We start from the raw sequence: 12,401 nt of genomic DNA, 5'->3' as shown, positions 1-12,401 counted from the left end.
CAAAAGCAGCTGCATTACAATATTTCTAAAAAGCTACCCTTTTCTGTAAGGGTAGCTTTTTTTTGTAACTTTATGTCAGAACCAAAACGTAATCTCCTCCTATGATAAATCAATATATAAACGAAAACAAAGACCGTTTTGTAAACGAGTTGCTGGACATGCTGCGTATCCCCTCTGTAAGCGCTGATCCAAAGTTTAAAAAAGATGTGCTTGGTACGGCTGAGTTTGTAAAGCAGCGTTTGATAGATGCAGGTGCCGACAATGTGGAGTTGGTGGAAACAGCTGGTTACCCAGTGGTATATGGCGAGAAAATGGTTGATCCAAGCTTGCCAACTGTCATAGTTTACGGTCACTATGATGTGCAGCCTGCAGATCCTTATGAGCTGTGGAATTCCCCTCCGTTTGAGCCCGTTATTAAAGATGGGAAGATTTATGCGCGTGGTGCCTGTGACGATAAAGGACAGATGTACATGCATGTAAAAGCCTTTGAAACGATGATGCGTACAGGTACATTAGCCTGCAACGTAAAGTTTATGATAGAAGGGGAGGAAGAAGTAGGCTCTGCAAATCTTGCAACTTTTGTAAAGGAGAATAAAGACAGATTAAAGGGTGATGTGATCCTGATTTCTGATACCGGAATGTTAGGCAACGATACACCGTCTATTACGACTGGCCTGCGTGGCATGAGCTATGTGGAGGTTGAGGTAACAGGCCCTAACCGTGACCTGCATTCAGGACTATATGGTGGTGCAGTTGCAAACCCAATAAACATCCTCTGCCAGATGATCGCTTCGATGCATGATGAAAACAACCACATCACTATCCCGGGATTCTATGATAATGTGGATGAGCTAAGCCAGGAAGAGCGTGCAGAGATGGCCCGTGCCCCTTTTGATCTGGAGAAGTATAAGAAAGCACTTGATTTGAAGGATGTGCATGGTGAGTCGGGTTATGTAACTATGGAGCGCAACTCCATACGCCCGACTCTTGATGTAAATGGTATCTGGGGTGGCTATACTGGCGAAGGGGCCAAAACAGTTATACCTTCCAAGGCATTTGCTAAAATTTCTATGCGTCTGGTGCCTCATCAGACTTCCGAAGAGATCACAAAGAAATTTAAGAAACACTTCGAAAGCATTGCACCTGCAAGTGTGCGTGTGGTGGTAAGGCCGCATCATGGAGGTGAACCAGTAGTTACGCCTACTGATTCTGTTGCCTATCAGGCAGCTTCAAAAGCATATGAGGAGACTTTTGGCGTAAAGCCTATACCTGTGCGTAGTGGCGGGTCCATCCCGATTGTATCAATGTTTAAATCAGAACTTGGCCTGGACTCTGTTTTAATGGGTTTTGGCTTGGACACTGATGCTATCCACTCACCAAATGAACATTTTGGTGTTTTTAATTACATGAAAGGTATAGAAACTATTCCGCTGTTCTACAAGCATTTTGCTGAGATGAGCAAATAGCAGCAGCAGATAGCAGAAAGGCCCGGTTAGTTTAGCAACCGGGCCTTTCTGTTTATTTAAAGGTTATATAGCCCTAAGGAAGCACAGGAGAAAGCAAGTAACCGACGCTTAGCTTAAAGCCAAAGTTTTTTTGATCCAGTTCTTTGGAGAAAGACTTAAACCCTCCGGTGTTATGGAAGCTCATAAAGAAGCCATTATCCAGCTGAATGCCCAATCCTACTGTATACCCATAATCCCAACGTTCAAAGTCATCTATGTGAAGTGGGTACATGCCCAACTCAACAGGGTCCGGGTCTTCTAGGGTTGCGAGATCTAAAACCCTTACTTTAGTCTCCTCGGAAAGAAGATAACTAACATAAGGACCACCCAGAACGAATAACCCACCTTTCTGCAGTTTTAGTTGGAGAGGTAGTGTCAGGTAATGGAGCCTATGGTCATCCACTAAAGCTTCGGAGGCACTAATTGGGAAGCCATCGTAGGTAAAGCCTTTCTGTTCATACTGCAGTTCTGCTTGCAAGGCTAACCTCGATACAAATTCATAGCTGCCAATAAAGCCGCCATGAAAGCCAGCCAGGTAATTTGTGAAATCTGATGGGCCGTCATCTCCTTGAACTCTTGTGAAGCCACCCCCAACCTGGGCACCAAAACGGACAAACTGAGCCTGCACCGCAATAAGTGAGGCCAGTATAAACAAGGATGTTAGGAGTGCCTTTTTCATAGTATAAATGGAGTGGTTAAGCCTTAAGTTGTACTCCTCAATTCCTGAATTTGTTTGCAGAAGAGCATGCATAAAAAAAGTCGGCTCCACTTAAAGAGTGGAGCCGACATATAGTTAGCGTATAAATGGAAGTTATCTGGCTGTTGGCAACATGAAAGCAAGCGTTACCATGAAAGTAGAATGTCTTGCGTTCACGAGGTCGCCTTCAAAATAATCAGCAGGTGCATCCTCTGCAAAATCAGAGAAGCTACCATTGTAACGGACACCCAAGCTAATGCTTCTGGTTGCAAAGCCAACTCCTGCAGCATAGCCTAATTCAAAGTCTGTTAAACCTTCTTTGCTTCCTTCATCCCTGGAGGTGTTCTGAAGGTTACCATTAACATAAGTCTTGGTCTCATTGTTAACGTTGAGTAAATAAGATGCTTGTGGTCCGCCTTCAAAATATATTGGTCCGGCTTTGATTTTTGCGAGCACGGGCAGGTCTAGATAATTATAGTTAACCTTACCCTCTCTGCGATACTCCAGCCCACCTAGCTGAAACTCCTCATCATTATTCTTAAATCCTTTACTAGAGTACAACAATTCAGGCTGTAAAGAGAAAAAATCTCCAACTATGCCAATGTTTAGAACGGCTCCAGCATGAAATCCCACTTTGTTTTCAAAACGGTTTTCATCACGCAGATCGCCTGAGAGGTTTGATAAGTTAGCACCACCTCTAAAACCGAATGAGGCTGTCTGTGCCTGGGCAAAAGAGAAAGTAGTTAGTACAAATGCAAGTACAAAAAATAGCTTTTTCATAATCATAAAAATGTTTGATACGCTCTGATAAACGAGCAGTATACGGTTAATAAGATGAGTTAATGTTTATTTTTTTGTTAAAAACTAAAGGTTTCGATACAATTGCCTGATAGTTAGCTATAAAAAAGTAGCTGTCTTTTTGAAACAGTTGCACCGAAACATGCATGCTCATAAAGCATAGCAACAAGCAGGCCAAAATATTAAGTTAGTCTATATAGAAAGTGTAGATATTTTATTTGAGGAGGAGAAACAGGTGGGGAGTAAAAATATAAGAGTCCGGGATTCGCCGGACTCTTATATTTTCATAGTTATTATTTTATACTAAGCGACAGTCATTTCTATCTACCTGAAAAGGTATATCCCAGCGTTAACATAAACACGCTGTTACGTGCATCTGAAACGTTGTCTTCTTCATAAAGTTTTGTGAAGTCACCGTTGTAGCGAACACCAAGGCTTAAGCCAAGAGGGGTAGAGGCCAGTCCAACACCTGCAGCGTAGCCAAAGCTGGTACGTTTAAACATATCCAGGTCATCAACTATGTTATTGCCGCCTACTTCAATATCACCACCAACTCGGAAAGAAGCCTGAGGGCCACCTTCAAAATATAAAGGTCCGGCATTTATTCTTGCCAGTACTGGTACATCGATGTAGCTTATCTTCCACTTGGTATTGTCATCTTTAGACTCAGCGCCCTTTGTAGAAAACAATAACTCCGGCTGTATGGCAAAGAAATCATCACTGGAAAGCATGAACTGTGATGTAATACCGGCATGAAAGCCAAACATCCTGTCCAGGTTATCAGCGTTATCACCGGAAAAACCGGAATAGTTAGCACCTGCTCTTATACCAAATCTAGGAGTTTGCATTTGTGCCTGTGCGGAAACCGTAGTTACTATAGCTAGAACAAATAATATTATAATCTTTCTCATAACTTCATAGTTGTTTAATGTTGGGTACTTTATCAGGCTAGGCGTAAATTTTCCTTTGCCTGATGTAAGCCTAATACGCAGGGGTATTTACAAAGTCTAAAAAAAGATTGATAATTTAGTGACTGTAGAGAGGTATTGAGGGAATAATGTTGTGCAATTGGTAATAAAAAAGCAGCGACAAAAAATGCCGCTGCTAATCGTTAAATAGCTATCTATACATAGTTTAACTCAAAGGGTTACTAGCCTGCCCAGCCTTCCCGATCCAAGCTTCTGTACTGAATGGCTTCTGCTAAATGTTCAATTTTTATTACTTCGCTTCCAGCTAGATCTGCTATGGTTCTGCTTACTTTGAGGATGCGATCATAGGCACGGGCAGAAAGACCTAAGCGCTCCATGGCCGTCTTTAAAAGAGTTCGACCTGCCTCATTAATCTGACATAATTCTTTTACCATTTGTGAAGGCATCATGGCATTAGAATGCACAGTTGGGGTCTCTTTAAAGCGTTCTGTTTGTTTCTGCCGTGCCTGCACTACTCTCTCCCGTACACTGGCACTGTCTTCTGACTTTCGAGTAGCAGTCATTTCATCAAAGGTTACCGGCGTTACTTCCACATGGAGGTCTATTCTATCGAGCAATGGGCCGCTTACTTTGTTCAGGTAACGTTGTACTACGCCTGGTCCGCAAACACACTCTTTTTCGGGATGGTTGTAATAGCCGCAGGGGCAGGGGTTCATACTTGCCACCAACATGAAGTTAGCCGGAAAGTCGATCGTTGTTTTTGCTCTGGAAATTGTTACTCTTCGTTCTTCAAGAGGCTGGCGCATTACCTCCAATACTGTTCGTTTAAATTCAGGCAGCTCATCCAGGAAAAGGACCCCGTTATGCGATAACGAAATTTCTCCTGGCTGCGGAACACCTCCTCCCCCTACAAGAGCAACATCTGAAATGGTGTGGTGCGGTGAGCGGTAGGGGCGAGTGGTTAATAATGATGCAGCTTCTCCTAGCTTTCCCGCTACAGAATGGATCTTTGTCGTCTCCAGTGCTTCATACATAGAGAGTGGTGGCAATACAGATGGAAGGCGCTTGGCCAGCATTGTTTTGCCTGCTCCCGGAGGTCCTATCATAATCACATTATGACCACCAGCGGCAGCTATCTCTAAAGCACGTTTGATGTTCTCCTGCCCCTGCACATCCGCGAAATCTGCAGCATACTGATCAACGGTATTTTGAAATATATCACGGGTATCAATAACTAAAGGCTCAATCTCACGCTTCCCGTCCAGAAACTCTATTGCCTCCAGAATATTGCTTACCCCGATAACATCCAGGTTATTCACAATAGCAGCCTCCTGCGCATTAGGAGTAGGAAGTATAAATCCCTTGAAGCCTTCTTTACGTGCCTGTATGGCAATTGGTAAAACTCCTTTTATCGGCCTTAAAGAACCATCAAGTGATAGTTCGCCCATGATCATGTACTGTGAGGCTTTCTCTGAGGCGATTTGCCCTGAAGCGGCAAGTATACCCATGGCGATAGTCAAGTCATAGGCAGTGCCCTCTTTGCGGATATCTGCGGGAGCCATGTTAATAACAACCTTTTGGCGCGGCATTTTAAAGCCATATTGCTTTAAAGCAGACTCTATACGCTGCTCGCCCTCTTTTACGGCGTTATCTGGCAGACCCACGAGGTAGTATTTCATGCCGGCGCTAACGTTTACTTCTACGGTTACGGTATATGCATTTACGCCTTGTACAGCACTGCCAAAAGTTTTTATTAACATGTTTATATATGTATGAATTTGATGCGGAACAACAGCAAAAGGTATATAATTCCAGATGTGAAAGTTTTGGTCTTATAAATGAAAAGTCCACAACTCTTGCTTAGCTGTGGACCCAAATCGATACGTAGAGCAAGTTCTTGTTTAAGTAAGCTTTTGCTCCAGCAGTAGAATAAGGATATGGATAACCTTAATATGAATCTCCTGAACCCGGTCTGCGAAGCCAAAGTGGGGTACACGTATCTCAACGTCACATAAAGGAGCTAATTTTCCGCCGTTTTTTCCTGTAAGGCCTATTACTTTCATGCCTTTGGCTTTGGCTGTTTCTGCAGCCTTTATAACATTTGCAGAATTGCCGCTTGTGCTGATTGCCAGAAGTATATCTCCCTGGTTGCCCAGGGCCTCCAGGTAGCGTGCGAAAACAGTATCGTAACCGTAGTCGTTCCCGACACAGCTCATATGGCTGGCATCCGAAATGGCGATGGCAGGTATCGCTTTGCGGTCTTCTCGGTACCGACCGGTTAGCTCCTCGGCAAAGTGCATGGCGTCGCACATGGAGCCCCCATTGCCACAGCTCAGGATTTTGCCTCCGTTTTGTACGGCTTCGGCCATAGCATTGGCTGCAAGTTCAATGGAAGCAATGTTTTTTGTTTCAGATAAAAAAGCGCTAAGCACTTCCTGTGCCTGCGTTAACTCTGCCAGTATAGTGGTGGATGTCATGCTTGTTTAAGGAGCCTTACCTCTGCCTCGGGTTCTTCGGCTTGTGGTCTGTAGCTGTTGCTTCTAAATTCCTGACGCTTCTCGTAAAGGTCAGCTTTTAAACCATTAATTTTTAGCTGTGCCAGGTGCTGCTCATGCTTTAGGTCTGCAACGTACAGGTGATTTGCTAATAACCTTGCAAACATAATCACACCACCAACGGCAACAATAGCTTTATAAAGTAGAAGTACCTGTTCCTCCGAATTAATGTCCAAAATTGTGTTTTCATTTAGCACAGATGTTAGTAACAGAACTGTGAACACGATGTAGGAGATCACAAGGAAGTCGAGGAATGCTTTAAGTGCTTTCATGCTAAGCGTTAGGTTTTTAGTGCAACAACATATTTTCTTAAAGCTAAAAAAAAATATGATTCTTTTGCAAGGCTTATACCTAATTCCTTATAAATCGCACTATTAGCTGATAAATAATACTATTAATCCTTTAAACTGTTAATTGCATCTGTGTTAGTTTAGCATAAAGTCCGCTGGTTTGAAGCAATTCTTCATGTGTGCCACGCTCAATTATATGCCCCTGTTGCAATACCAGTATTTCATCAGCATGCTGTATAGTACTTAAACGGTGTGCAATAACAATAGATGTGCGGTTTCTCATGAGGTTGGTGAGGGCCTCCTGTACGAGTTTCTCAGATTCTGTATCCAGTGCCGATGTGGCTTCATCTAAAATAAGGATCGGAGGATTTTTAAGTATGGCGCGGGCAATGCTTAACCGCTGACGCTGACCACCGGAAAGCTTGCTGCCGCGGTCGCCAATCATCGTTTGATAGCCATTCTCTGAATCTAAGATAAACTCATGGGCATTTGCAATTTTTGCCGCTGCGATCACCTCCTCTTCGGTGGCATCTACTTTGTTGAAAGCAATATTGTTGAAAATAGTATCGTTAAACAGGATTGACTCCTGCGTTACCACACCAATTTCATCCCGCACCGATTCCATAGTATAATCCCGGATATCATGCCCGTCGATAAGAATGGCACCACGGGTCGGGTCGTAGAAGCGGGGGATCAGGTCTGCCAGCGTAGACTTACCACCTCCTGAAGGACCAACCAGTGCCACTGTTTTGCCTTTCTCAATAGTGAAATTGATGTCCTTAAGAACAGGCTTATCACCATAGCCAAAGCCTACATCAATAAACTCTATCTGACGCTCGAAATGAGGCAGCACTTTTGCATTTGGCTTATTTTTAATCTGCGGCTCTGTATCTATAACTTTCAATACCCGCTCTCCAGACACCAAACCGCGTTGGATATTGCTAAAGGCTGCCGACATAGCTTTTGCCGGTACCAGCACCTGCGAGAAAAGAATAATATAAGTGATGAATTCTGCCGGCTGCAGGTCCGACTGTTGTGTCAGAACCAAAGTGCCACCGTAAAAAAGTAAACCTGCCACTACTGTTACGCCCATGAACTCAGACAGGGGGGAGGCCAGATCACGCTTGTTGGCTATAGAGCGCTGAATACGTGCATAGCGGTGGTTTTGGTCATGGAATTTGCGCAATATGAACGGCTCAGCGTTGAAGGCCTTAATTACCCGCACCCCGCTCAAAGTCTCATCAATAATAGTAAGTATGAAGCTAAGAGAATCCTGTCCCTCGGCTGCTTTGCGTTTCAGTTGTTTTGATATACCGGAAATGATACCTCCGGAAATAGGTAAAAGGATAAGTGTGAATAATGTCAGCTTTACTGACATTGTAAATAGAATCGTAAAGAAAGCAATAATAGCAATGGGTTCCCTGATGATTACTGTTAAAGTGCTTACAACAGAATTCTCTACTTCCTGTATATCCACAGTAAGGCGAGTCATAAGGTCTCCTTTGCGCTCATTGCTAAAATAACCGAGCTCCAGTTCTGTAACACGCTTATAGACCCTCTCCCTCATCTTTTCTACCACGTGCGCCCGCAGAGCACCAATGATCCGGAAAGCAAGGTAACGGAACAGGTTAGCTAGGAAAATTGAGATCACAATGATGATGCAAACGAATAGCAGTGCACCTAAACGGCCTTCTTCTAGGATAACCTGACCAAAATGGTAGTAGAAAAAGTCTTTGAAGAACTCGATGTTGAGCGTGAATTCCGGCTTAGTGGCAACCATTGCCAAAACTTGCTTGTCACCGACTTTGCCAAACAGCACATTCAGCAACGGGATGAGTAACGTAAAGTTAAACAGTCCGAAGATGATTCCTAATACAGTATAAAGTGTATAAAGGGGGACAAACCGGCTATAGGGTCTGGCAAATTGAAGTATGCGAAGGTATGTCTTCATGGTGTAAAATGTGTCGTCAGCTGCTTCTCCTGCGCATTGCTTTTGCGCTCAGGCTAACAACGTTAATGGTAGCTAACCTACTGCTACCGGAGTAATGAATTAATATTATGTAAAAGCCTGCCTCGTATGTAGGCTTTGCTGCCGCAAAGATACTTAATTAAAGGTAGAATGGTATAAATGTAAAAAGGCAGAAAGTTGCCTTTCTGCCTTTTATTTTGTCTGCTCCGGGTTCCCCGTTTTAAAACTCATGCAGCCTTTGCGGAATGTTCCAACGGAACGCAAAAGAGGCAAACGTGGTGTTTTGATCAAAGGTGTTATCTTCTGCATCTGCGCGTCTGTAAATTCCTTTCAGGTCTAAAAACATGTTGTGGCGCAGTTGGTATGTTGCGGTAAAATCAAGGTGTACCTGGTTAGTTGTAATTCCCTGGCCTATTTCATTACCATAATCTGAGACACGTGTTGTATAAGGCAGCAACACATTTCCTCCATAGTTAAGCGTGTCGCCGTTTGCAATCACATCTTGCCCGAAGCGTGTGGCAATTGCCTTGCCTGTCAGCATCAGGCGCGGAATAGGCTGGTAATAAACAATGCCTACGAATTCTGCTAAGTTTGCTCCCATGGGGTGAGCTAATGGCTGCCTGTAGTGCTGGTAGTTTGTGGTAGAACTGCGGTGCTGGTAAGTATAAGGGCGAATAATGTTCACCTCTCCCTGCAGGTCAAGATTATTTAGCCCGAAAGCATCAATATACTTTGCGCCTATCTGGCCTGCTTGTTTGTTTGCCCACCAGCCATTTCTGGCTTTCACCTCTTTCAGTAAAAATTCGTCTAGCTGCAACTGGCCATAAACCTGTAAACGGTTATAGATGTTCCAGCGGAAATCCGCGCCTAACATAGCATTGTCTTCACTTCCTAGAGCATGTTCTATGGCTCTGTAGAATATTACTGGATTCAGGTACTGCAGTTCAAACCTGCCTTTCTCACGAGCGAAAACAACCTGCTCAAATACTCCAATGTTAAGGTTATCGGTTACGTTAACACCTAAGCGGTGAAGTGCCATATACTTTTTAGGAAGTAGTTTGTCACCTCCGCCACGGCGGAATTCTGAAACAAGCTCCTGAAACAGGTTCATGTAATGCAGCTTCCAGACACGCGTGTTCAGCTTAAGAAAAAAAGCTGGCGGAGCGTAATCAGAAAGAGCCAAGGAACGGTAACCATCGCCAATAAAATGGCGATCATGACCTAACTGTATCTCCACATGCTTGCTTAAGGCATAGTTAAGATAACCGCGTGCGGTAAAAAAATCATATCCATCTTCTTTAAAGTCTTTCCAGAAACCCTCATGTGGTACAACACCATCACGACGGATACGGTCCACTACATATTCAGGGTAGCGCACTTGGTTTTCGCCTATGAACGTGTAGAACCCAAACCGTTCATCAATAGAGCCCTCTATCTGTACTCCACGGGTGTTTACGTATCGGATTCCCTCAGATTGATTCTCAAGCCCCACCTCAAAGTGTAGTACAGGGTTTACCCGAAGGGAGAATACATCGCTTTCATAATGATAAAGATCTGTATGGTTCCGGTAGAAATATTTTAAAATTGGTCTAGCATCATTGTTTTCCTGAGTAGTATAGTTCCAGTTGTCATTTAGCAGATAGGTTGTGTTGAACTCATCCACTGGTGTGCGTGCGTTACGGGCACTGATCTCTGCCAGGTCCGCCACATCCTGTCGGCCATATGGGCGAACAGCCGTCTGAAGGGATGGTACCTGATCGCCATACTTAATCTGATAACGATCAATCCAATGGTAGACATCACGGTTATAAGGTACATAAACGTCTTGTGCCTGTGCGGCGAAGCCAGCTGCTAATGTAAGAGCAAAAAAGGCCCAGTATATTTTTTTCATGAAGAAAAGCCTAAGGGGAATCAAAGTTTTGAAATGCGAATGTACTCTTTTATGAAATTATTGTTCAGTAAAACAGTCTGAATTTATACATTAGCACCTCATGTTGCGCTACCTGCTATATAAAGAGATAAACGAGGAAAAGTGGAATGATTGTGTTTCTGCATCAACAGAACGAATTGTATATGCTTTTTCGTGGTACCTGAATACTGTTTGTATGCGATGGGATGCTGTCGTGGAAGAGCAGGAGGGCCGCTATGTGTCCGTTTTCCCGTTGCCTTTAGGCAGGCGATGGGGACAACTGGGAGTCCTTCAACCATATTTCACACAGCAACTCGGCCTTTTTACAACAAAGAATACGAAACATAAAAATATAGAAGCCTATTTTGAGCTTATTCCAGATAGGTGTAAAAGCATTTACCTTCAGCTTAATACCGAAAACTCAAAAGTGATAGCAGATGTGGAGAAATACGATCAAGCTGAGCGAGTAACCTTTCACCTGGACTTAAAGCCGAAATATGAAGATCTGCTCAACAGCTACCGGAATCGCCATAAGCTAAACAAAGCAAAACGGGCGAGTTTACAGATAAAACCGCTTGACAACATAAATCCCCTTGTCTCCATCTTCAAAGCTACCAAAGGGAAAGAACTGCGTGAGGTAAAGGAGAAGCATTACAGGTTACTTGCCCGGTTGTATGCTATACTAAAGCAGCAGAATGCTGCGGAACTTCTGCAGGCTGTAGACCACGAGGAGAACACCCTTGCAGCTGCGCTTTTTATTGTTCAGCCTGAGAAAATAATTTTCCTGTTCTCAGGCTCTTCCGAAGAGGGTAGAAAAGCTGCCGCTATGACGCTTATATTGGATCATGTAATCAGTAGGTATGCTGGCAGTAACCGTGTCCTTGACTTTGAAGGCAGTATGGTGCCTTCTGTAGCGAAATTTTATGCAAACTTTGGAGCCGCGCCTGTAGCTTACGTATCTTTATCCAAACAACATAAACCCTGGTACCTCAAATGGAAAGAAGCAATCTCTATATCCTGACCGAAACGCCCTCCCTGGCAAACCACTACATTGCTGAGCTGCGAGATATACATGTGCAGGGCGATAGCCTTCGGTTCCGAAGAAACCTGGAGCGGGTGGGGGAGCTGCTTGCCTACGAAATTTCTAAAACGCTGCCTTATGAGACTGCTCAAATAAAAACTCCACTGGCAGAAACAGAAACCTTGCTGCTTACAAACCAGCCGGTGCTGGCTACTATTCTTCGGGCTGGCCTGCCTATGTACCAGGGTATGCTAAACTATTTCGACAAAGCCTACAGTACCTTTGTAGGAGCTTATAGGGTAGAGGAGGAGAACACTGAATTGCAGATCAACATGGAATACCTGGCTTCCACAGACCTGCACGACAAGATCCTTATCCTGGCAGACCCTATGCTGGCAACTGGCAGGTCGTTGGTGAAATCCTATAAAGGGATGTTGCGCCATGGAAAGCCTGTGCAGGTGCACATTGCAGCAGCAATTGCCTCTCCTGAAGGCATTGCCCACATACGGCAGGAGATTCCGGAGGCAATGATCTGGTTAGGTGCTCTGGATAATCATCTTAACGAGAAGTCTTACATTGTGCCTGGCTTAGGCGATGCCGGAGACCTTGCTTTCGGGCCGAAAATTTAGATCAGAACCTTTGCAGAAGTTGACTGTAAGCAGGCATCACAGGGATAAGCTAAAATATACTTGATAGCTTACAGAGTATTTTAGCTGTTGTGCGTATAC

11 protein-coding genes are annotated in these 12,401 nt (G+C 44.0%); 3 read left to right on the top strand and 8 right to left on the bottom strand.

Annotation, left to right across the window (positions count from 1 at the left end; all coding sequences use genetic code 11):
- Positions 1–101: 101 nt before the first annotated feature.
- Complete coding sequence (locus tag ACFSRY_RS02325; protein WP_377503054.1) at positions 102–1,466, top strand: dipeptidase; 1,365 nt, start codon at positions 102–104, stop codon at positions 1,464–1,466.
- Between the two features lie 73 nt (positions 1,467–1,539).
- Here the strand turns inward: ACFSRY_RS02325 and ACFSRY_RS02320 are convergent, their stop codons facing one another.
- From ACFSRY_RS02320 to ACFSRY_RS02285, 8 genes are all read right to left on the bottom strand, one after another.
- A complete protein-coding gene (locus tag ACFSRY_RS02320; RefSeq protein WP_377503052.1) occupies positions 1,540–2,184 on the bottom strand; it encodes a porin family protein in 645 nt (214 codons plus the stop codon).
- 132 nt (positions 2,185–2,316) lie between these two features.
- Complete coding sequence (locus ACFSRY_RS02315; RefSeq protein WP_377503050.1) at positions 2,317–2,982, bottom strand: porin family protein; 666 nt, start codon at positions 2,980–2,982, stop codon at positions 2,317–2,319.
- A gap of 338 nt (positions 2,983–3,320) precedes the next feature.
- Complete coding sequence (locus tag ACFSRY_RS02310) at positions 3,321–3,911, bottom strand: porin family protein (RefSeq protein ID WP_377503048.1); 591 nt, start codon at positions 3,909–3,911, stop codon at positions 3,321–3,323.
- Between the two features lie 239 nt (positions 3,912–4,150).
- A complete protein-coding gene (locus ACFSRY_RS02305) occupies positions 4,151–5,689 on the bottom strand; it encodes a YifB family Mg chelatase-like AAA ATPase (RefSeq protein WP_377503046.1) in 1,539 nt (512 codons plus the stop codon).
- Between the two features lie 141 nt (positions 5,690–5,830).
- Positions 5,831–6,406 (bottom strand): D-sedoheptulose 7-phosphate isomerase, encoded by a 576-nt coding sequence (gene lpcA, locus ACFSRY_RS02300; protein WP_377503044.1) that lies wholly within the window; start codon positions 6,404–6,406, stop codon positions 5,831–5,833.
- Positions 6,403–6,756, bottom strand: a complete 354-nt coding sequence (locus ACFSRY_RS02295; protein ID WP_377503042.1) for a hypothetical protein — start codon at positions 6,754–6,756, stop codon at positions 6,403–6,405. The genes lpcA and ACFSRY_RS02295 overlap by 4 nt, the downstream gene beginning before the upstream one ends.
- 130 nt (positions 6,757–6,886) lie before the next feature.
- A complete protein-coding gene (locus ACFSRY_RS02290) occupies positions 6,887–8,725 on the bottom strand; it encodes an ABC transporter ATP-binding protein (protein ID WP_377503039.1) in 1,839 nt (612 codons plus the stop codon).
- Positions 8,726–8,963: 238 nt separating this feature from the next.
- Entirely contained in the window at positions 8,964–10,634 is a 1,671-nt protein-coding gene (locus tag ACFSRY_RS02285) for a hypothetical protein (RefSeq protein ID WP_377503037.1), read from the bottom strand.
- A gap of 100 nt (positions 10,635–10,734) precedes the next feature.
- Between ACFSRY_RS02285 and ACFSRY_RS02280 the strand changes: the two genes are divergently transcribed.
- On the top strand, positions 10,735–11,673 hold the full coding sequence (locus tag ACFSRY_RS02280) for a peptidoglycan bridge formation glycyltransferase FemA/FemB family protein (RefSeq protein ID WP_377503035.1): 939 nt from the start codon (positions 10,735–10,737) through the stop codon (positions 11,671–11,673).
- Positions 11,646–12,302: a uracil phosphoribosyltransferase gene (gene upp / locus ACFSRY_RS02275; RefSeq protein WP_377503033.1), complete on the top strand. Its 657-nt coding sequence runs from the start codon at positions 11,646–11,648 to the stop codon at positions 12,300–12,302. Before ACFSRY_RS02280 ends, upp begins: the two co-directional genes overlap by 28 nt.
- Positions 12,303–12,401 lie beyond the last annotated feature (99 nt).

Origin of the sequence: Pontibacter locisalis (assembly GCF_042684605.1) — a bacterium.
In the GTDB taxonomy this organism is placed as follows: domain Bacteria; phylum Bacteroidota; class Bacteroidia; order Cytophagales; family Hymenobacteraceae; genus Pontibacter; species Pontibacter locisalis.
This window is presented reverse-complemented; position numbering and strand designations above follow the sequence as displayed.